Source organism: Candidatus Pelagibacter sp. HIMB1782 (assembly GCF_052047475.1).
GTDB lineage: Bacteria > Pseudomonadota > Alphaproteobacteria > Pelagibacterales > Pelagibacteraceae > Pelagibacter.
The window spans coordinates 284,654-304,673 of record NZ_JBNAKE010000001.1 but is presented as its reverse complement, the minus strand read 5'-3'; the positions used below and the strand labels follow the sequence as shown (position 1 = coordinate 304,673).

Sequence of the window (20,020 nt, the reverse complement as noted above, 5' to 3'; positions counted from 1 at the left end):
TGAATTGTTATAAATATTTAATTAATGACCATTAATAACAAAAATATAGATAATCTTTTTTATATTTTTGTTACATCTCATCTAATTTTCTGGACCTTGATTCCAACTCTTACAAATCACAATTTACCCTTAGATACAATTGAAGCTTTAGCTTGGGGAAGTAATTTAGATTGGGGTTTTAATAAGCATCCTCCTATGAGTGCTTTTTTTCCTGAAGTTTTTTTTCATATTTTTGGGTCACAGGACTGGGTTTACTATTTACTAAGCCAAATTTTTGTAATTATTTCATTATATTATGTATTCAAACTTTCAAATGAAATACTTAAGAATAATTTTTTCGGTTTAATTTCAGTTTTATTAATTGAAACAATTTATTTTTATAATTTTACCACACCTGAGTTTAACGTAAATATATGCCAATTACCTTTTTGGTCATTAACAGCTTATTATTCATGGAAAATTTATAGTGGTAAAAATATTAAGTTTTGGGATTGTTTTTTAATAGGTCTGTTTGGTGCATTAGGATTTTTATCGAAATATTTATTCATTTACTTATTAGTATCTATCGCACTTTTATTTATTTATTTAATTTTTAAGAAAGAAAGAAAGTTTGATTTTAAATACTTAATTACAATAGAAGTCTTTATAGTTGCTTTAGTTCCTCACTTAATTTGGTTAAATAATAATGAATTCATCACAGTTACTTATGGACTTGCAAGAACAGGTTTAGAGCAATCAAGTTTCATTGATCACATCAAATTTCCATTAATATTTTTAGGAAAACAAATTGGTATATTAATTCCATTTATAATTTTAACGTTGTTATTAGTTAAAAAAATTAAATTTAAAATAAATTTCAAAGATAAAAATTTATTATTTTTGTTAGCAATAAATATCTTGCCAATTGCTCTGATGTTTTTAACTTCATTGATAACAGGTTCAAAAATTCGAACAATGTGGATGACACCATTTTATTTGTTCTTTGGAACATTAATTGTTTATTTATTTCAGTCTCAAATAAATTTAAAAAAATTAAAACCCTTTATGATTGGATTTTTATTCTTTTTCTTTTTATCACCTATTCTTTATGCTTATGTTTCTGTTTCAAAAGACGATAAGAGAACAGATTATCCAGGTAAAGAAATTGCCATGAAAACTCAATATGCTTGGGATCAAGAGTTTGAAACTACTATCAATGTTGTGCTTGGAGATGAGTGGAATGCAGGCAATTTATCTTATCATTTAAAATCTAGACCAGTTTGGGAAGGTATAGTTGAAAGAGAGAAACTTGATCAATTGAAAGATTATATGTGTCTTGATAGTATCTGCGTTGGATCAAGATAATCTATGAAATATTTCATTTTAGTACCTGTTTATAATGACCGCGAGTCTTTGAAGTTATTAATTGATAATATTAATCATGAGATAAAAGATTTAAATTCTGAAATATCATTAGTGGTAATTAATGATGCTTCTTCACAGCAAATCATCGATGATTACCCAAATATTGAAAACATTCATTCAATTGAAATCATTAATATGAAAGAAAACAGAGGTCATGCAAGATGTATTGCTTCTGGTTTGAAATACATCTATGAGAAAAAGGAATTTGACTATGTAATTCCAATGGACGGCGACGGTGAAGATAGACCTGAGGAGATTAAAAATTTTATTGAATTATCAAAAGAAGCTGGAGACAGGTCAATAGTTGGTGAAAGGGTTAAAAGATCAGAGAGCATGTTCTTTAAGTTTTGCTATCAATTTCACAAATTTTTAACTTTAGCATTTACTGGGCAATCAATTAAATTTGGTAATTTTACTTGTCTTTCAAAAGCAACTGTAAAAAAAATGTTAGATGAAAAATCTACATGGAATAGTTTTTCAGGATCATTAAAAAAAATTGAAAAAGATTTAATTTCTTCTCCATCAATTAGGGGAAAAAGATATTTTGGCCCATCTCAGATGAGTTTTTTTAAATTATTAAAACACTCTCTTTCAATAATAAGCGTATTTAGAAAAACAGTTTTAATTCGTTCAGCTTTATTTATTGTTTTTTATATTTTGTTAATCAAAAGTAATGCGTCAATTGTTACTTCATTACCTTTAGTTTTGTTATTAATAATGATTTATTCAATTTCTAGTTTAGCTTTAAGAGAAAATATTGAAGAATTTAATAATTCTTTAACAAACATCCACGATATTGATAAAGTAAAGTAATTTATTTATAATATTATTAATGAAAAACTTTTTTAGAAAAGTCGCATTTGGAATAGGTCCAAATGAAGAAGTTCCTTCAGATCCATTAAATTGGGCATTAAATCAGGTAGATGAAATTCCAGAATTTTCATGGAAGGGAAAAATTCTTTCAGAAAAAGAACTTAGAGGTCATTACGGAGATTGGGTTTATGGAGATAGAAAAGTTTTAAGAAAAAAATATAAAGACAATAAAAATCTTTATAAAGTTCATAAAGATAAATTGAGACATGAAACTGGTCAAAAATTTTGGGAGCCTTTAGAGATATCTATTAGACACAACGAAGCTATCAACGGAACCAAACCAGTCCTTACAAAACTTTGGATGTTTTGGGGGAACTTTTTCGCAATTAGTGATAAAGATTTTTTACCACATTATTCAACTGGAGCATATCAAAGAGAAATTATCTGGCCAAATTTGAATCAGTCTTTTGAAAAAATGGTGTATGACGTAACTACATCATGGGCAATGATACATCATTTAGACAACAGTGAAAGTGTAGGTCCAAAAAGTATTTCGGGCAGAGAAGAATGGAGAAGAAGAAAAAAAGAGCCTGCAACTATTAATGAAAATCATGCAAGAGAACTTATGGAGCTTCACACGATATCTCCTAAAGCTGGATATACCCAAGAAGATGTAATTCAGTTAGCTTACATCATGACAGGATGGGAGCACAAATATGGTAAAAAAAGTTTAGAAACAGGAAATGTTTGGTTCAATTCTGAACATCATCAACCTGGTAAAAAAAATGTTTTAGGTAAAGAATACAAAAGAGGAAAAAAAACATTGGCTGTTGTAATTAAGGATTTAGTTAACCATCCTAACTGCAGAGATTTTGTTGCTGAAAGATTGTGTAGATTTTTAATCACTGATGAACCAACTCAAGAGATGAAACAACCAATTATTGATGCTTTTAAGAAATCAGACGGTCATATACCTGAAATTCATAAAGCAGCAATTAAAGTAGCTTTTGAATACAATAACAAATATAAAAAATTTCAGACACCTGAAAATTGGCTTATACAAGTTGCAAAAATTGCAAATTTAAGATGGCCACCACCACCAGAATTAATGGATAAATATGAGCTTGGTCAAAAACCACTAGATAGTATGAGAAGACCACAGTGGCTTTTAGAAAACCTTGGTCACCATCCTTATCGAGCAAAACAACCAAATGGTTGGTCAGATCATTCTGATGACTGGATTTCACCAGAGCTACTAATAAGAAGACTTGTCTATGCAAAATCAAGTTATGATTTTTATAAGATGGAACCACTTCATGTTGATTATGAAAATGCTGTACACAAAAACTTTGATAACCCAGAAAAAATAATCAAATATTTAAATCAAAAAAATAGACTAAAGGAAAAACACACTTTATTATTTAACCATCCGGAGTTTTTAAAAGCATGAAGATATCAAGAAGAGATTTTTTAAAGACAACAGCCTTAACCTCACTATATTTTGCAGGGTTTGGGGCACCAACTTTTGCATCAGAAAAGAAAAAAAATTTAGTTGTAATAATGTTGCGTGGTGGAATGGATGGTCTATGCGCAATTCCAATTAAAGATGACAAAAACTTTGAAAAATTAAGAAGTAAAATTAATCTTGATAGAACTTTAAAATTAACTTCTGATTTTGATTTACACCCAGCTCTAAAAACATTTAAAAGTCTTTGGGACGAAAATTTAAGTGCAGCAGTTCATGCAACAAATATTCCATATACTGGCCGATCACACTTTGATGGTCAAAACTTAATGGAATCTGGAGGAAAAATTCCTTATCAAGAAAAAACAGGTTGGCTTGGTAGAGGAATGAAAACAGCTGGGTTAACAGGACAAGGATTAGCTTTAGCACTACCGATGCCTTTGTTGATTAGAGGTGTACCAATGAATAACAATTATTTTCCTGTGGGACGTACTCTTCCGTATCCTTCTACTTTAGAATTAATTAAAAATGTATACAAAGAGTATGATGAAAAATTATTAAGTGATAATTTAGAAATAATTTTAACAAGAGATTTTGATAACAGATCACGAGATGATGCTTGGATTTTAGCAGCAAGTGCTGGTACTGAACTTTCAAAACCTGATGGTCCTAAAGTTGCAGTTTTTGAAGTTGATGGCTTTGACACTCATGCAGCGCAAGGTGCAACAGATGGGGCGCATGCAGATTGTTTAAGTAATTATGATAATATTGTTAGGTCTTTAAAATCTTCAATGACTAAAGAAGCATTTGATAACACTTTAGTTGTGACACTTACAGAGTTTGGAAGAACAATAAAACAAAATAGCAGCAATGGAACCGAACATGGTTATGGTTCAGCTATTTTAATGGCAGGGGGATTATTAAAGAAATCTCAAGTTCATACAGATTGGCCTGGGTTAAAAAGAAAAGAATTATTTGAAGGAAGAGATTTAAATTCAACAATTGACGCAAGATCAGTATATGCATCTGCAATGTCTACAGTGTTTGATGTTGAATTTGAAAGAATTCAAAAAGATGTTTTCTGGGGTGATAAATTAGACAACTTATCAGATAAGCTTTTTAAAGCTTAATAAATTACTCTTAGATTTTTTTAATTAAAATGTATATAGGCACGCTCATGCCTGAAAAAAAATTAAATAATGAAATACTTGGTATCGTTTATATGGTTATTGCACAGTTTTCATTTGCTACTAACGATGCATTAGTTAAACATATTTACCAAAGCTTTGATGAATTAGCGGTTTTAAATCAGATTATTTTTTTAAGAGGAATTTGTTGTCTAATATTTATAGGAATATTTTTAAGTATTAAAAACCAATTTAATTTAAGAATAATATTTTCTTCAAACAAACTAACTTTAAGAGGAATTTTAGAAGCTTTAGCTGCTGTTGGTTTTTTTATAGGGGTTGCAAAATTACCTTTTGCAATGGTTTATATTTTATTGAGTTTGGCCCCAATAATAATGACAACTTTTGGAGCATTATTTTTAAACGAAAAAGTTAGATGGAAAAGATGGAGTGCGGTTATAATTGGCTTTACAGGTGTTGTAATAGTCATCAACCCAGCTGAATTAAAATTTGGTTACTACTTTATATTTCCACTTCTTTCTGCAATCTTTTTATCAATAAGAGACTTGGTAACTAAAAATATAAAAACGGGTCATAATAGTCTTCAAATAGCGTTTATTACTTGTTTGGTAGTTACAATATTTTTTGGAGTTCTTTCTATTTATAAATTTTATTCATTCAATTTAGAACAAAGCATTATTTTAATTATTTCAGCTTTCTTTTTATCTTTTGGTTATATTTTCTCAGTACTGACAATTAAAGCTGCATTAGTTTCTGTTACATCAACTTTCAGGTACACAGCAATACTTTGGGGAATTTTATATGGATATTTCTTTTTTAACGAGACACCGGAATATAATACTTATCTAGGTGCTGTAATGATTGTTATAAGTGGTCTTATAATTATAATGAGACAGAAGCAATTAGGTAAAATTAAATAAAAAAATTACCTAAATTCGATACTTTAAACTTATCCACAGGCTACAATTTAATTGAAATAGTATTTTAGAAATAATAGCATTTTGAATTATGAGAATAGAAGAAGAGCTTAAGCTAGATTACTCTGATGTCTTATTCAGACCTAAGAGAAGTACATTAAAAAGTCGAAAAGACGTTAATCTTCTTAGAACTTACAGATTTAAATATAGTAAAAATGAATGGTCAGGAATTCCTATTATGGCAGCCAATATGGACGGTGTAGGTGAACTAAGTATAGCTGAAAAATTAAATGATCATCAAATGATCACATGTTTAACAAAGCAACATGATGTAAAAAAAATAAAACAAAACAAAAATATAAAAAAAATTTATCCAAACATTGCGCTTAGTGTCGGTATTAAAAAAGAGGACTTTCAAAACTTAGATAAGGTTTTAAAGGAATTTAGTTTTTTCAAATTTATTTGTATTGATGTTGCTAATGGTTACTCAGAACATTTCACAAATTTTATCAAATCAGTAAGAGAAAAATATCCAACAAAAACTATTATTGCAGGAAATGTTGTAACTGCAGATATGACACAGGAATTAGTTCTTAGTGGTGCAGATATTGTAAAAGTTGGAATAGGACCCGGAAGTGTTTGCACAACTAGAATTCAAACAGGAGTAGGGTACCCACAATTAAGTGCAGTAATTGAATGTGCAGATGCAGCTCATGGTCTTGGTGCACATGTCATCGCTGATGGAGGATGTACATGTCCTGGTGATGTTGCAAAAGGTTTTGGTGGAGGTGCAGATTTTGTAATGCTAGGTGGAATGTTAGCAGGTCATGATGAAGGAAAAGGTAAAATAGTAAAAGTAAATGGATCTAAGTATATAGAATTTTATGGATCAAGTTCAGAAGTTGCCAACAAAAAACATTACGGTGGTTTAGCAGATTACAGAAGTAGTGAGGGAAGAAAAGTGAGAGTTAAATATAGAGGGAAAATAAACGATACTGTTTTAAATATTCTTGGCGGTGTTAGAAGTAGTTGTACTTATGTAGGGGCCCCATCACTCAAACAACTGAGCAAATGTACTACTTTTGTAAGAGTATCTAATCAATTTAACGATACTTTTGTAAAATAAATTAATAATTTTTTTTAAGCTCTAATCGTTGGTAAACAATAAAAATCAGCGGTATCTATTTTAGAAGAATACTGTCTTCGCATATTCCACTTTTTATGAACACCAGCACTTGCAACGCTTAAAGTTGATCTTCCATATCGATGGTTAGTATTATCAATTGATCTCATTAAGCTATTTATCTTTTCATCCTTTTCAGAAGTAAATAAATTTGTTTTATCACTAGCATTAGATAACCCCGTAAGCATCACACCTGCTTTTTGATAACGATAACCATTTTTAAAAATACTCTCCAATATTGAAACTGCTGTTTTAACTGTTTCAATACTGTTGTTTGTTGCAATAGGAAAATCAACCGTCTTTGCATTTGAATAATAACCAAAGTTTCTATGAAAAGGACTTGTTCTTACAAATACTGTAATTGCTTTTGCAACTAAAGACTCTGATCTAATTTTTTCAGATGCATTTAAACAATAGTTTGCAACTGCTTCTTTTAATTCTTGGAAAGTTTCAATTCTTTTTCCAAATGATCTTGAAACAACACAACTCTTTCTTTTAGTAGTAGTTGTTTCTAAATCAATACAAGAAATTCCTCTAAGCTCCATTGCTGTTCTTGAACTTAAAACATTGGAACTTTTCTTAATCCATGTATTAGATTTATTCTTAAGTTGCTTCGCATTATAAATTCCATGCTTTTGATAAAATTTAGTTAATTGTCTGCCAACTCCCCAGACATCATTAATTTCAACTTTTTCTAAAATAGGATCTAAATTATCTATTCCAATTAAACTCGTAACCCCAGATTGTTTTTTCTTTGCAATATGATTTGCAACTTTACTTAATGTTTTTGTTTTTGCGATCCCAATACTGGTTGGAATACCAGTCCATTGTAAAACTGTTTCTCTAATTTCTTTTCCAACTTTTTCTACATCCTGATCTTTAAAGTTTGATAAATCTAAAAATGCTTCATCAATTGAGTAAACTTCTATTTCAGAATTAAATCTTTTAAGAGTTCGCATCACCCTTCTAGATAAATCTCCATACAAGGAATAGTTTGATGAAAAAACATTTACATTATTTTTAACAATAATATCTTTTGCTTTAAAATAAGGTTCACCCATTTTAATTCCCAAAGCTTTTGCTTCGTTAGATCTTGAAATGATACAGCCATCATTATTAGATAAAACGACAACTGGTTTTTTTCTTATTTTAGGATTGAATAATCTTTCACAAGAAACATAAAAAGAATTACAATCAACGAGTGCTATTTTTTTAGTATACTGAGTGGATGACATAAGTAACTACTCCCCAAATAAAAACATCTTGTTCTTCATTAATTAAAATTCTGTCAGAAAACTCTTTAGAACCAGAAGTTAAAAATTTTTTATCTCTTTCTTGAACTAAAGTTTTAACCACAAGTTCATCATGAACGTTTGCAATCACGGTTGAAAAATTTTTTGGTTTTAAACTTTTATCAACGACCAACAAGTCTCCATCATTAATGCCAACATCAACCATAGATTTACCTTGAACTCTGATGATGAAAGTAGCTGGAACATTTCTTATTAAATGCATGTTCAGATCAATATCTTCTTCGATATAATCTGTTGCAGGAGAAGGAAAACCAGCGCCTGCTTTATGTAGATAATATGGGATTGTTAGTTTCATGTTCTTGTTTTGTTCTACTTTATAGACTATTTATGGAATACACTCAATAGGTTGTATTTTGAGTCTGTAACTGAATCAAAAGTGAATCAAAACGTGAACATCCAATCCACATATTGTGGACTTGTGGATAACTTCAACCATAGATAGTTTAAGTTGGTTATTTAAATATATAAATTCTGAGTTTGATTATGAACATTTTAGATTTTGTTATGGTTGGTTCTAATGATCACCAAAAATCAGGTGACTTTTATGATGCTGTTTTTGAACCTTTAAAATTAAAAAGAATTTTAAAAACAGAAAAGTATTTGGGTTATGCTCATTCAAGTGATCCAGATAAAGTTCAATTTTATGTAACGCATCCTGTAAATGGTGAGCCTGCAACTTTTGGAAATGGTTCACAAACTACTTTATTAGCTGACACTAAAGAAGCAGTGGATAAATTTTATGAAGTCGCAATCTCAAAAGGAGCGACAGATGAAGGTGAACCAGGTGTTAGAAAAGATGGAAATTACTATGCATACGTTCGTGATTTAGATGGAAATAAGATTGCAGCAAAAAGTATTTTAACTTAAATTAAGGAGATATATGAAACTAAGTTGTCATTGTGGATCTATAGAAGCTGAAATTAATTCAACAGTTAATGAATTAGCAAAAATTGTCAGATGTAATTGTTCAATTTGCAAAAGAAAAAATGCAACAATGGGCATGGTTAAAAATGAAGATTTTAAACTTACTAAAGGTGAAGATAAAATAAAACTTTATCAATATCATACAAAAGTTGCTAAACATTATTTTTGTACTGAATGTGGAATTTATACTCACCACAACCCAAGAAGTGCACCAGCTATGACTGGATTTAACTTAGGTTGTGTTGATGAAATTAAAGTTGAAGATATAAAAGAGATAGCTCAATTTGATGGTCTCAACCATCCAATGGATCAAGAAAAATAAAAGTTTAATGCAATCAATTGCTGAGTGTTTTAAAAAAGTTAAAGGTGATTGTTTAAAATTTATTAAATCACAAGAAACCTCAAAAGAAAAATTTAGCAACAAAGATAAGATGCTTAAATCTTTTCTAATACCTGTATGTTTTTGGATTGCAAAAAAAGCTAATAATAAAAAACCTTACTTTGTTGGTTTGGCTGGAGGACAAGGAACTGGTAAGACGACTATAAGTTCAATTGTAAAAATAATATTAGAAAAATATTTCAAATTAAAAGTATTTAAAATTTCCATTGATGATTTTTATAAAACTAGAAAAGAGAGATCTATTTTATCCAATAAAGTTCATCCTATGTTGATGACAAGAGGGGTGCCAGGAACACATGATGTGAAAATTATGTTGGATTTCTTTAAAAAATCAAAAAATAAAAACTTTAAATCAATAAAGTTACCAAGTTTTAATAAGGCAGTTGATGATCGATCACCTAAAAAAAATTGGTATAATATTAAAGAGCAGCCAGATGTAATTATATTTGAGGGTTGGTGTGTTGGTGCAAGAGCAGAAGTTAATAAAACAATTAAAAAACCAATTAATTCACTTGAAAGAACTAAAGATCAAAATCTTATTTGGAGAAAATATGTAAATGAGCAATTAAAGACAAAATACAAAAAATTATATTCTCAGTTAAATTGTTTGATCTATTTAAAAGCTAAAAATTTTAGTTTGCTTCAAAAATGGAGACTTAAACAAGAGAGTAAGTTGTGGCTAAATACCAAAAATAAATCTAGTCATAAAATAATGAGTAAGGGAGATGTTATTAATTTTATGCAAACTTACCAAAGAATTACACAGAACATGTTTAAATTTGCACCAAAATATTCTACAATTATCTTAAATTTAAATAGCAACCATCAAATTAAGACAATAAAATATAATAAATGAAAAAGTTTTTAATAATTATCTTTTGTGTATTAGTTTTTCCATTAAGTGCATTTTCAGCAACTTTAAAAGAAGCACTAAAACAAACTTTTGATAATAATCTTGAGCTTCAAGCTGAAAGAAAAAATTTAGAAATTCAACAAGAAGTAATCAACATGTCTAGAAGTGATTTGTTACCTAGCTTAACTCTTTCTAGTACAAAAAATTTTGAAGATACCAATAAACTTACAAATCAAAGTGGAGGAGATGCATCAATCACTGATACTGATACAATGACTTCTTCAATTAAACTTGAGCAAACATTACTTGATGGCAGTGGAAGAAAAACAGAATATGAGAAAAGTAAGTTAGGACTAAATTTAACAGAAGCAAAATTAGTTAAAAAAGAACAAGAAATATTCTTAAGAGCTATTGAAGCTTACACAGGATTAATTTTGGCTTATGAAAAATTAAATATTAATGAAGAAAACGTAAACTTACTTCAAAGACAATTTGAGTTAGATAATGCAAGATTAAGTAGGGGGCAAATCACAGCATCTGATTTGGCACAATCTCAATCTTCTCTTGCAGGTGCACAAGCAAGATATATTGAAGCTCAAAATAATATTGTAACTAGTAGATTAAATTATGAAAATGTAATTGGTACTATTGCTGAAGAAGCAAAATTGAAAAAAATATATAACGCGCAAGTAACAATCCCTAAAAATTTAAGTGAAGCTAAAAAAATATCTTTAGAGAAAAGTCCTGAATTAATTATTGCTGAAATCGAATATGGACAATCAGAACTAGATGTAAAAATCGCAAGATCTGATCTTTCGCCAACTGCAAAAATCTCTTTAGAGAGAACCTACACAGATGATTTAAGTGCAACTTATGATGAAAGAGAAAAAGATGTCTTGCAAGCAACTGTTTCATGGCCTTTTCAATTTGGTGGAAAAAATAAATCTAATGTAAGCAAAAATCTTCAAGCTAAGGGAATGAAAAGATTGTTATTAGAGAATGCTCAGAAAAATAATACGCAGTCTGTGACATCTTCTTGGTCAACTTTGCAATCTTCAAGAAGTTTTTTACAAGCAGTACAATCACAAGTTAAAGCTTCAGAAGTTGCAACTGAAGGAATTAGTTTTGAATATGAAAGTGGATCTGGAAGATCTACTTTTGATGTTCTTCAATCTAGATCAAACTTAATAAACGCGAAAATTAATCTTGCTGAAGCTGAAAGAAGCTACTTGTTAGCCCAATACAGAGTTTTAAAATCAGTAGGACTTTTAAATAGCGACTATTTAAATCTTAAGTAATTCAGTCTTTTTTAATCATTAAAAACAAAGATCTTGCCAATGAGAACAAAATGTGTACATTTAATTCATGATTCGACTGTTAAAAAACGTAAAAAAAGAGGCAAAAAATGACGAAAAGTAACCTAAAAGTAGTTAAATCTACTAAAGATCAAGAAATGGATATTAAAGAAAAGAACAAAGCATTAGATGCTGCAATAGCTCAAATTACAGATAATTTTGGAAAAGGCTCTGTAATGAAGCTTGGCCAAAAGAGAGCTATGGATATTGAGTCTGTTTCAACAGGTTCTTTAAGTCTTGATTTAGCTTTAGGTATAGGCGGATTACCAAAAGGAAGAATTATTGAAGTTTATGGACCAGAATCATCTGGAAAAACAACATTAGCATTACAAGTTGTTGCTGAAGCTCAAAAAGCAGGTGGAATTTGTGCATTCGTTGATGCAGAGCACGCTTTAGACCCAGTTTATGCAAAAAAATTAGGAGTAAACACTGAAGAACTTTTAATCTCACAGCCAGATGCTGGTGAACAAGCATTAGAAATTGCTGATACGCTAGTAAAATCAGGCTCTATTTCAGTTATTGTAATCGACTCTGTTGCAGCTTTAACTCCAAAAGCTGAGATCGAGGGAGAGATGGGAGATCACCATGTTGGTCTTCAATCAAGATTAATGAGTCAGGCTTTAAGAAAATTAACAAGCTCAATTTCAAACACAAACACAATGATGATTTTCATTAACCAAATCAGAATGAAAATTGGAGTTATGTTTGGAAGTCCAGAAACTACATCAGGTGGTAATGCACTTAAGTTTTATTCATCTGTTAGAATGGATATTAGAAGAATAGGTGCTATCAAAGACAAAGATGAAATTATTGGTAACTCTACAAGAGTGAAGGTAGTTAAAAATAAAGTAGCTCCACCATTTAAAGTAGTTGAATTTGATTTGATGTATGGAAGAGGAATTAGCAAGATGGGTGAATTAGTTGATCTTGGTTCCAAAGCAGATATTATTGAAAAATCAGGAGCATGGTATGCTTATAAAGGAGAGAAGATAGGTCAAGGTAGAGAGAATGCCAAGACTTATTTAGCTCAAAATCCTAAAGTTGCTGCAGAAATAGAAATGGCAATTAGGGAAAAAGCTGGTGTTATTTCTAAAAAAATAGAAGGAAACCCGATAGATCCTGAAAAATTGGAGAAAGAAAAGAAAGTAGCTGAAAAAGAAGAAGAAGCAAAAGCTGAAGCTACTCCTCCATCTAAAAAGAATTAATAGGTCATCTTTATTAATAAAAGGCGCTTAATTTAAGCGCCTTTTTTCCCGTACTGTATCTAGACATAAAATAAAAAAGCTGTATTTTAAAAATATGGCAGACAAAACTCTCAATGAGATTAGAAATACTTTCCTAAAGTATTTTGAAAAGAATGATCATCAGATTGTGGAATCTAGTAATTTGGTTCCAAACAATGATCCAACATTGATGTTTGCTAATTCTGGAATGGTCCAGTTTAAGAACGTTTTTACTGGTTTAGAGAAAAGAGATTATGTAAGAGCAACTACTTCACAAAAATGCGTAAGAGCTGGTGGTAAGCATAATGATTTAGAAAATGTTGGTTATACACCTCGACACCATACTTTCTTTGAGATGTTAGGAAACTTTTCATTTGGAGATTATTTTAAAGAGCAAGCAATAGATTATGCTTGGAATTTAATCACTAAAGATTTTGGAATAGATAAAAATAGACTTTATGTAACAGTTTTCCATGAAGACGATGAGGCCTTCAATTTTTGGAAGAAAATAGCAGGTTTTAGTGATGATAGAATTATCAGAATAGCAACATCAGATAATTTTTGGTCAATGGGTGAAACAGGACCATGTGGACCTTGTTCAGAAATATTTTTTGATCATGGTGATCATTTGCATGGAGGATTACCTGGTACCAAAGATGAAGATGGAGATAGATTTATCGAAATATGGAACTTAGTTTTTATGCAATTTGAACAAGTTACAAAAGATAAAAGAATAAATCTTCCAAAACCATCTGTTGATACTGGAATGGGTTTAGAAAGAATAGCTGCTTTACTTCAAGGTACTCATGATAACTATGAAACAGATCATTTTAAAAAAATAATTAATTCTGCATCAGATATAATTAAGATTAAATCAGATAAATCAAATCTATCAAGTTTTAGAGTTATAGCTGATCACTTAAGAGCAAGTTCATTTTTAATTGCTGAAGGAGTATTGCCATCTAACGAAGGAAGAGGGTATGTGCTTCGAAGAATTATGCGAAGAGGGATGAGACATTCTCATTTATTAGGAGCTAAGGATCCAGTATTTTCTAAATTGTTTGATACTCTATTAAACGAAATGTCAGGGAATTATCCTGAACTAAAAAGAGCAGAGTCTTTAATTAAAGAGACTTTAAAAATGGAAGAAGAAAAATTTTTAGTTCTTTTAGATAGAGGAATTAAAATTTTAAATGATGAAATTTCTAAAATAGATAAAGTCTTACCAGGTGATATTGCCTTTAAACTTTATGAAACTTATGGTTTCCCAATTGATCTTACAGAAGATATTTTAAAATCAAAATCTTTAGAATTTGATAAAGAAAGATTTGGTGAGCTGATGAGAGAAAGTATAGAGCTTGCTAGAAAAAATTGGAAAGGATCTGGTGATAGTGCAGTTGAGCAAGTTTGGTATGGAGTAAAAGAAAAATATGGAGCTACAGAATTTTTAGGATATGAAAATGATCAAGCACAAGGAGTTATTAAATCACTTCTTAAAAATCATAAAGAAGTTGACACTTTAAATGAAGGTGACGAAGGCATTATTGTTGTCAATCAAACACCATTTTATGCTGAGTCTGGAGGTCAAGTTGGGGATACAGGATTGATCTCTAAAGATGAATTTGAATTTGAAGTAACTGATGTTCAAAAAAAATTGGTAGATCTATTTGTTCATTATGGAAAAGTGAAAAAAGGCTCAATTAAACTAGAGCAAGATGTTGAAATGAAAATTAATATTGAGAAAAGAAATGATACAAGAGCATATCATTCAGCAACACATTTATTACACGAGTCTTTAAGACGAGTTTTAGGTCCGCACGTTACTCAAAAAGGATCTCTTGTTGAGCCAGAAAGATTAAGATTTGATTTTAGCCATATGAAGCCAATTTCAGATGATGAGATGGTAAAAATAGAGAGTCACGTAAATGATATGATTTCTAAACAATCAGATGTAACTACAAGAATAATGACACCAAAAGAGGCAGTCGATAATGGGGCTTTAGCATTATTTGGTGAAAAATATGGAGATGAAGTAAGAGTATTATCAATGGGAGATGAAGGAGAAAAATACTTTTCAACTGAGTTATGTGGTGGAACCCATGTAAAAAACACTGGTGATATTGGTAAATTTAAGATTATTAGCCAATCCTCAATTGCAGCAGGGGTTAGAAGAGTAGAGGCTTTAAGAGATAAGCAGTTAGATGATTATCTTAAAAATAAAGAGAAAATGTTAAATTTATCATCTGAAAAAGATGATGAACAAATTAATGAATTGAGTAAGCAAATCTCAGATCTTGGTGGAAAGCCTAACTTAGATGAAACTGATAAAAAAGTTTTAATTAAAAATTTAAATAAACAATTGGAAACTTTATCAGTTAATTCAATATTACAAGATCAATCCAAAAATAAAGTTAATGATCTAGAGGTTAATGGGGTGAAAGTAAGATTTCAAAATGTTGAAGATCTTCCACCTAAAGAATTAAGAAAACTTGTAGACAAAGGTAAAAAAGAATTGGGTGAGGGTATTGTAATTGTTTTTGCAAGCAAAGATGACAAAGTTGGTATAGCTGTTGGTGTCACAGAAAAACTGACAGAAAAATTTGATGCAGTACAATTTGTTAAAACTGGTTCAGAAGTAATTGGAGGCAAAGGCGGTGGTGGAAGAAAAGATTTTGCTCAAGCTGGTGGTCAAGACCAATCCAAAATCAATGATGCTTTTGAAAAAATAAAATCTTTAATTTAATTTCTTCTTAAGATTACCATCAATTTCATCTAAAAACTGATTGGTAGTTAAAAACTTACTGTTCGGTCCAACAAGAATTGCTAAATCTTTTGTCATTGAACCATTTTCAACACACTCAATACATACTGCTTCTAATGTTTGAGCGAATTTAATTAATTCTTGATTATTGTCTAATTTTCCTCTGTGAGCTAATCCTCTTGTCCATGCAAATATAGATGCGATAGGATTTGTAGAAGTTTCTTTTCCTTGTTGGTGCATTCTATAGTGTCTAGTAACAGTTCCATGAGCAGCTTCAGCTTCCATCACTTTTCCATCAGGAGTTAATAGAGTACTTGTCATTAATCCTAGTGATCCATAACCTTGAGCCATAGTATCAGATTGGACATCGCCATCATAATTTTTGCAAGCCCAGATATACTTTCCACTCCATTTCATTGCACACGCGACCATGTCATCAATTAATCTGTGTTCGTAAGTTAATTTATGTTTTTCAAATTCTTTTTTGTATTCGTTGTCAAAAACTTCTTGGAAAATATCTTTAAATCTTCCATCATATTGTTTTAAAATTGTATTTTTTGTAGACATATAAACTGGCCATTTTTTAATTAGACCATAGCTAAAGCACGATCTTGCAAAATCTTGAATAGATTTATCTAAATTATACATTGATAAAGCTACTCCAGGACCTGTAAAATTAAATACTTCGTATTTAATTTCTTCTTTTCCATCTTCTGATGTCCACTTAACTTCCATTTTACCTTTTCCAGGCACTTTAAAATCTGTAGCTCTATATTGATCACCAAAAGCATGTCTTCCAATGATTACAGGATCTGTCCATGAAGGAACCAACTTTGGAATATTTTTACAAATAATTGGTTCTCTGAATACCGTTCCCCCAATAATGTTTCTTATTGTTCCATTTGGAGATCTCCACATTTTTTTTAAATCAAATTCTTCAACTCTTGCTTCGTCTGGTGTGATTGTTGCACATTTAATTCCAACACCAATTTTTTTAATTGCATTTGCTGAGTCTATTGTGATCTGGTCATCAGTATTATCTCTGCTTTTCATTCCCAGATCGTAATACTCAATTCCAAGATCGATGTAAGGAAGGATTAATTTGTTTTTAATAAACTCCCAAATAATTCGAGTCATTTCATCGCCATCTAACTCGACTACTGGGTTATTTACCTTGATTTTACTCATTAAATTAAATTTATCTTAATAATTGAATTTGACTGGTTTATATACATATTAATCGAAAATTAGCAAATAGAAGAATATGTTTACCAAGATTTTTCCAAAGATACACACAGAGGGATACAAGTTCATTATAATAGCAGGTTTCATCACAATCATCTTATTACTGGTAAATGGATTTTTAGGATTAATTGGATTGCTACTAACTGTATGGGTTTATTATTTTTTTAGAGATCCCGAAAGAGTGATCATAGGAGATGATAGTTATCTAGTAAGTCCAGCAGACGGAGAGGTAATTAAAGTTGAAGAGGTAGATGGACCAAAAGAATTAAATTTAGAAAACAAGAAATTTAAAAAGATTAGTATCTTTATGAACGTATTTGATTGTCATGTAAATAGAACTCCTTGTTCGGGTAAAGTTGAAGATATTTTATACAAGCCAGGAAAATTTTTAAATGCTTCACTCGATAAAGCGAGCGAAGACAACGAGAGAAATTATTATAAGTTAAAAGATAATCATGGAAATGATATTGTCATAGTTCAAATAGCAGGTTTGGTTGCAAGAAGAATTGTTTGCGAGACAAATAAGGATCAAACATTAAACCAAGGTGATCGAATTGGAATGATAAGATTTGGAAGTAGAGCAGATGTTTATTATGAAAATTATGAGCCATTGGTTAAAATTGGTCAAACTGCTATTTCAGGGGAAACTCTATTAGCCAAAAGATAGATATGCAACAACCTAAAAAAAATTTTAAAATAGTTCCTGAAAAAAGGAGTGCTAGAGTAATTTTACCTAATATGCTTACACTTATAGGTGTTTGTATTGGTCTTACTTCTATAAGATTTGCTTTAGATGGAAGATATGAGTTTGCAATCATTGCAATAATTATTGCAGCTGTAATTGATGGACTAGATGGAAGAATAGCAAGATTAATCAAAGGTACATCAAAAGTTGGAAAAGAATTAGACTCTTTGACTGACATGATAAGCTTTGGCGTTGCTCCAGCATTCATAATGTATTTTTGGAAATTAAATGAACTTGGAAGGTTTGGATGGCTAGTTTGTTTAATATATGTAATTTGCGTTGCATTAAGATTAGCACGTTTTAATGTAAATACAGGAGGTGAACCATCCTGGAGAGATAATTTTTTTGAAGGTGTCCCATCCCCAGCTGGTGGAATTTTAGTATTAACACCTCTGATATTTAGTATGTCTAGTATTGAATTATTTAAAATAGATTATCAAATTGTTGTGCCAATATTTTTTATCGCCACCTCTTTTTTATTGATTAGTAAATTTCCAAGTTATTCATTTAAAAAAATTGTAATACAAAGAAAAGCAACAATATTCCTGCTATTTGGAATAGTATTATTTTTTGGACTTCTATTAATCTACCCATTTAATGTGATTTCAATAAGTGGAATTATTTACTTATCATTATTGCCAATTAGTTATTTCCATTATCAAAAGCTTAGAAAAGAAAATGAAGATATTAATCAAACAGAAGATGATGATCTCGAAGACGTTCTTTAATGAAAAAAAATGTAATTATATCTTTAGCTGATTCAAAATATTATGAACTTTTGGACGAACTTGTTAATTCTATAAAACAATTCAAAGAAAGTGAAAATACTGCTATTTGCATTTTAGATGCAGGTTTAACCGATGAACAAAAGGAAAAATTGTCTTTAAAAGTAGACGAGATTAAATCTGCAGATTGGGATATTGAAGTTCCTGACTTTAAAGTTAAAGGAAGAGAATGGTTGAAAAGCCAGGTATCAAGAGCTTTTTTACCGAAATATTTTCCTGGATATGAGAAGTACTTGTGGATTGATGCAGATGCTTGGGTCAATTCCTGGGATGCAATAGAATTATACTTTAAAGGGTGTGAGAATAACAAACTTTCTATAGCAACATCAGCTGATAGAGCTTATGGAAGAGTTTTAAGAGCTGAATGGTTGTTTGGAAGTTTTGCAAAAATTAAATCACAAAATTATAAACATGCAAAATCATCTGGGTTTTCAGAAGATATTGCAAGAACAGTTGCGCTAAAACCTCATTTAAATATTGGAGTTTTTGCTTTAGAGGCTAATGCAAATCACTGGGAAGTCTGGCAAAAAAATTTGAGGATAGCTTTGAAGTCTGGAAAAATTTGGGGATCTGAACAAATTGCAATGAATATAACTATTTATAATGATGAGCTCCCTGTAGAGATATTACCCGCATACTGTAATTGGACTTTAATAGAAGCTTTAAGATTTGATAAGTCTACTAGTACTCTTGTTGAACCATACTTACCAAATCATCAAATAGGAATTGTACATTTTGCTGGAAAAAATAACGACCAGATAAGAAACAACAAAGATTTTATATCAAAAGTAAAAACTTTAGATGGTGATTTAATTGATTTAAAACTTAGGTTTAATAAATAATTGAAAAAAAATAAAATATCTAAAAATTGGGTCAATAAACAACGAAGAGATATTTACGTAAGGCAATCAAAAGTTGATGGATATAGAGCACGTTCTGCTTATAAATTAATTGAAATTGATGAAAAATATAAAATATTTAAAGGCGGATTAACCATTATAGATATAGGAGCAGCTCCTGGTAGCTGGTCACAATATGCTGAAAAGACAGCTAAGAATGGAAAATTAATTTCAATTGACTTAAAAAAAATGGAACCCATTGGATCTAGTATCCAAATTCAAGGAGATTTCACTGAAGAAAATGTCCAAGAAGAAATAAAGAAGAATACTATATCTAAAGCAGATGTTGTAATGTCAGATATGGCAGTAAACACTACAGGAATTAAGAATATAGATTCAATTCAAACAGGTGAACTATGTAAGGAAGCAATGGTATTTGCAAAAGATTTGTTAAATGAAAATGGTTATTTTATTTCTAAAATTTTTATGGGTAGAACTTTCAACGAAATAGTCGCAGAAGGTAAAAAGTATTTTAAAGAAGTTAAGGTTTTCAAACCTAAATCGAGTAGAAAAGATTCTAAAGAAAGTTTTATAATTTGTAAAAAACTTAGATAGAGACTTTAAAATTAAAAGGAATCGTATATAAA

Annotated in this window: 19 protein-coding genes; 16 read left to right on the top strand and 3 right to left on the bottom strand. The window is 30.1% G+C overall.

What is annotated here, in order from left to right; all coding sequences use genetic code 11:
- Positions 1 to 24 precede the first annotated feature (24 nt).
- The 6 genes from ACTTAO_RS01635 (at position 25) to ACTTAO_RS01610 (ending at position 6,873) form a co-directional block, all read left to right on the top strand.
- Entirely contained in the window at positions 25 to 1,344 is a 1,320-nt protein-coding gene (locus ACTTAO_RS01635) for a glycosyltransferase family 39 protein (protein WP_440690652.1), read from the top strand.
- A 3-nt stretch (positions 1,345 to 1,347) separates the two neighbouring features.
- Positions 1,348 to 2,217 (top strand): glycosyltransferase, encoded by an 870-nt coding sequence (locus ACTTAO_RS01630; protein ID WP_440690651.1) that lies wholly within the window; start codon positions 1,348 to 1,350, stop codon positions 2,215 to 2,217.
- Between the two features lie 19 nt (positions 2,218 to 2,236).
- Entirely contained in the window at positions 2,237 to 3,667 is a 1,431-nt protein-coding gene (locus ACTTAO_RS01625; protein WP_440690650.1) for a DUF1800 family protein, read from the top strand.
- Positions 3,664 to 4,812: a DUF1501 domain-containing protein gene (locus tag ACTTAO_RS01620; protein WP_440690649.1), complete on the top strand. Its 1,149-nt coding sequence runs from the start codon at positions 3,664 to 3,666 to the stop codon at positions 4,810 to 4,812. The genes ACTTAO_RS01625 and ACTTAO_RS01620 overlap by 4 nt, the downstream gene beginning before the upstream one ends.
- A 47-nt stretch (positions 4,813 to 4,859) precedes the next feature.
- A complete protein-coding gene (locus ACTTAO_RS01615; protein WP_440690648.1) occupies positions 4,860 to 5,750 on the top strand; it encodes a DMT family transporter in 891 nt (296 codons plus the stop codon).
- A gap of 88 nt (positions 5,751 to 5,838) precedes the next feature.
- Positions 5,839 to 6,873 (top strand): GMP reductase, encoded by a 1,035-nt coding sequence (locus tag ACTTAO_RS01610; protein ID WP_440613904.1) that lies wholly within the window; start codon positions 5,839 to 5,841, stop codon positions 6,871 to 6,873.
- A 14-nt stretch (positions 6,874 to 6,887) separates the two neighbouring features.
- On the opposite strand, the gene ACTTAO_RS01605 is transcribed toward ACTTAO_RS01610, so the two are convergent.
- Positions 6,888 to 8,165 (bottom strand): Y-family DNA polymerase, encoded by a 1,278-nt coding sequence (locus tag ACTTAO_RS01605; RefSeq protein WP_440690647.1) that lies wholly within the window; start codon positions 8,163 to 8,165, stop codon positions 6,888 to 6,890.
- A complete protein-coding gene (locus tag ACTTAO_RS01600) occupies positions 8,143 to 8,538 on the bottom strand; it encodes a LexA family protein (protein WP_075506508.1) in 396 nt (131 codons plus the stop codon). Before ACTTAO_RS01600 ends, ACTTAO_RS01605 begins: the two co-directional genes overlap by 23 nt.
- Positions 8,539 to 8,726: 188 nt before the next feature.
- Here ACTTAO_RS01600 and ACTTAO_RS01595 point away from each other — a divergent pair, with 188 nt between their 5' ends.
- From ACTTAO_RS01595 to alaS, 6 genes are all read left to right on the top strand, one after another.
- Positions 8,727 to 9,110, top strand: coding sequence for a VOC family protein (locus tag ACTTAO_RS01595; protein ID WP_440690646.1), 384 nt, complete (start codon positions 8,727 to 8,729; stop codon positions 9,108 to 9,110).
- Between the two features lie 13 nt (positions 9,111 to 9,123).
- Positions 9,124 to 9,489 carry a GFA family protein gene (locus ACTTAO_RS01590; protein WP_440690645.1) on the top strand — a complete coding sequence of 122 codons (366 nt, stop codon included), beginning with the start codon at positions 9,124 to 9,126 and terminating at the stop codon, positions 9,487 to 9,489.
- The gene (locus tag ACTTAO_RS01585) at positions 9,455 to 10,423 is read left to right on the top strand and encodes a uridine kinase (RefSeq protein WP_440690644.1); all 969 of its coding nucleotides are present in this window, start codon (positions 9,455 to 9,457) and stop codon (positions 10,421 to 10,423) included. Before ACTTAO_RS01590 ends, ACTTAO_RS01585 begins: the two co-directional genes overlap by 35 nt.
- On the top strand, positions 10,420 to 11,718 hold the full coding sequence (locus ACTTAO_RS01580) for a TolC family protein (protein ID WP_440690643.1): 1,299 nt from the start codon (positions 10,420 to 10,422) through the stop codon (positions 11,716 to 11,718). Before ACTTAO_RS01585 ends, ACTTAO_RS01580 begins: the two co-directional genes overlap by 4 nt.
- Before the next feature lie 107 nt (positions 11,719 to 11,825).
- Positions 11,826 to 12,980 (top strand): recombinase RecA, encoded by a 1,155-nt coding sequence (gene recA / locus ACTTAO_RS01575; protein ID WP_440613910.1) that lies wholly within the window; start codon positions 11,826 to 11,828, stop codon positions 12,978 to 12,980.
- A gap of 94 nt (positions 12,981 to 13,074) precedes the next feature.
- Entirely contained in the window at positions 13,075 to 15,741 is a 2,667-nt protein-coding gene (gene alaS, locus ACTTAO_RS01570) for an alanine--tRNA ligase (RefSeq protein ID WP_440690641.1), read from the top strand.
- Here the strand turns inward: alaS and ACTTAO_RS01565 are convergent.
- A complete protein-coding gene (locus ACTTAO_RS01565) occupies positions 15,733 to 16,947 on the bottom strand; it encodes an NADP-dependent isocitrate dehydrogenase (protein WP_440690639.1) in 1,215 nt (404 codons plus the stop codon). The two genes, alaS and ACTTAO_RS01565, sit on opposite strands and share 9 nt — an antisense overlap.
- Before the next feature lie 76 nt (positions 16,948 to 17,023).
- On the opposite strand from ACTTAO_RS01565, the gene ACTTAO_RS01560 reads away from it, so the two are divergent.
- The 4 genes from ACTTAO_RS01560 to ACTTAO_RS01545 are packed head-to-tail and all read left to right on the top strand — an operon-like array spanning position 17,024 to position 19,988.
- Complete coding sequence (locus ACTTAO_RS01560) at positions 17,024 to 17,671, top strand: phosphatidylserine decarboxylase (RefSeq protein ID WP_440690637.1); 648 nt, start codon at positions 17,024 to 17,026, stop codon at positions 17,669 to 17,671.
- A 2-nt stretch (positions 17,672 to 17,673) separates the two neighbouring features.
- On the top strand, positions 17,674 to 18,477 hold the full coding sequence (gene pssA, locus ACTTAO_RS01555) for a CDP-diacylglycerol--serine O-phosphatidyltransferase (RefSeq protein WP_440690635.1): 804 nt from the start codon (positions 17,674 to 17,676) through the stop codon (positions 18,475 to 18,477).
- Positions 18,477 to 19,376: a glycosyltransferase gene (locus ACTTAO_RS01550; protein WP_440690633.1), complete on the top strand. Its 900-nt coding sequence runs from the start codon at positions 18,477 to 18,479 to the stop codon at positions 19,374 to 19,376. The genes pssA and ACTTAO_RS01550 overlap by 1 nt, the downstream gene beginning before the upstream one ends.
- Positions 19,377 to 19,988 (top strand): RlmE family RNA methyltransferase, encoded by a 612-nt coding sequence (locus ACTTAO_RS01545; protein WP_440690631.1) that lies wholly within the window; start codon positions 19,377 to 19,379, stop codon positions 19,986 to 19,988. It begins immediately after the preceding gene.
- Positions 19,989 to 20,020 lie beyond the last annotated feature (32 nt).

Coding starts and splice junctions, on each gene's coding strand:
- ACTTAO_RS01635 (WP_440690652.1), top strand. CDS start 25: ATGACCATTAATAACAAAAATATAGATAATCTTTTTTATATTTTTGTT.
- ACTTAO_RS01630 (WP_440690651.1), top strand. CDS start 1,348: ATGAAATATTTCATTTTAGTACCTGTTTATAATGACCGCGAGTCTTTG.
- ACTTAO_RS01625 (WP_440690650.1), top strand. CDS start 2,237: ATGAAAAACTTTTTTAGAAAAGTCGCATTTGGAATAGGTCCAAATGAA.
- ACTTAO_RS01620 (WP_440690649.1), top strand. CDS start 3,664: ATGAAGATATCAAGAAGAGATTTTTTAAAGACAACAGCCTTAACCTCA.
- ACTTAO_RS01615 (WP_440690648.1), top strand. CDS start 4,860: ATGCCTGAAAAAAAATTAAATAATGAAATACTTGGTATCGTTTATATG.
- ACTTAO_RS01610 (WP_440613904.1), top strand. CDS start 5,839: ATGAGAATAGAAGAAGAGCTTAAGCTAGATTACTCTGATGTCTTATTC.
- ACTTAO_RS01605 (WP_440690647.1), bottom strand. CDS start 8,165: ATGTCATCCACTCAGTATACTAAAAAAATAGCACTCGTTGATTGTAAT.
- ACTTAO_RS01600 (WP_075506508.1), bottom strand. CDS start 8,538: ATGAAACTAACAATCCCATATTATCTACATAAAGCAGGCGCTGGTTTT.
- ACTTAO_RS01595 (WP_440690646.1), top strand. CDS start 8,727: ATGAACATTTTAGATTTTGTTATGGTTGGTTCTAATGATCACCAAAAA.
- ACTTAO_RS01590 (WP_440690645.1), top strand. CDS start 9,124: ATGAAACTAAGTTGTCATTGTGGATCTATAGAAGCTGAAATTAATTCA.
- ACTTAO_RS01585 (WP_440690644.1), top strand. CDS start 9,455: ATGGTCTCAACCATCCAATGGATCAAGAAAAATAAAAGTTTAATGCAA.
- ACTTAO_RS01580 (WP_440690643.1), top strand. CDS start 10,420: ATGAAAAAGTTTTTAATAATTATCTTTTGTGTATTAGTTTTTCCATTA.
- recA (WP_440613910.1), top strand. CDS start 11,826: ATGACGAAAAGTAACCTAAAAGTAGTTAAATCTACTAAAGATCAAGAA.
- alaS (WP_440690641.1), top strand. CDS start 13,075: ATGGCAGACAAAACTCTCAATGAGATTAGAAATACTTTCCTAAAGTAT.
- ACTTAO_RS01565 (WP_440690639.1), bottom strand. CDS start 16,947: ATGAGTAAAATCAAGGTAAATAACCCAGTAGTCGAGTTAGATGGCGAT.
- ACTTAO_RS01560 (WP_440690637.1), top strand. CDS start 17,024: ATGTTTACCAAGATTTTTCCAAAGATACACACAGAGGGATACAAGTTC.
- pssA (WP_440690635.1), top strand. CDS start 17,674: ATGCAACAACCTAAAAAAAATTTTAAAATAGTTCCTGAAAAAAGGAGT.
- ACTTAO_RS01550 (WP_440690633.1), top strand. CDS start 18,477: ATGAAAAAAAATGTAATTATATCTTTAGCTGATTCAAAATATTATGAA.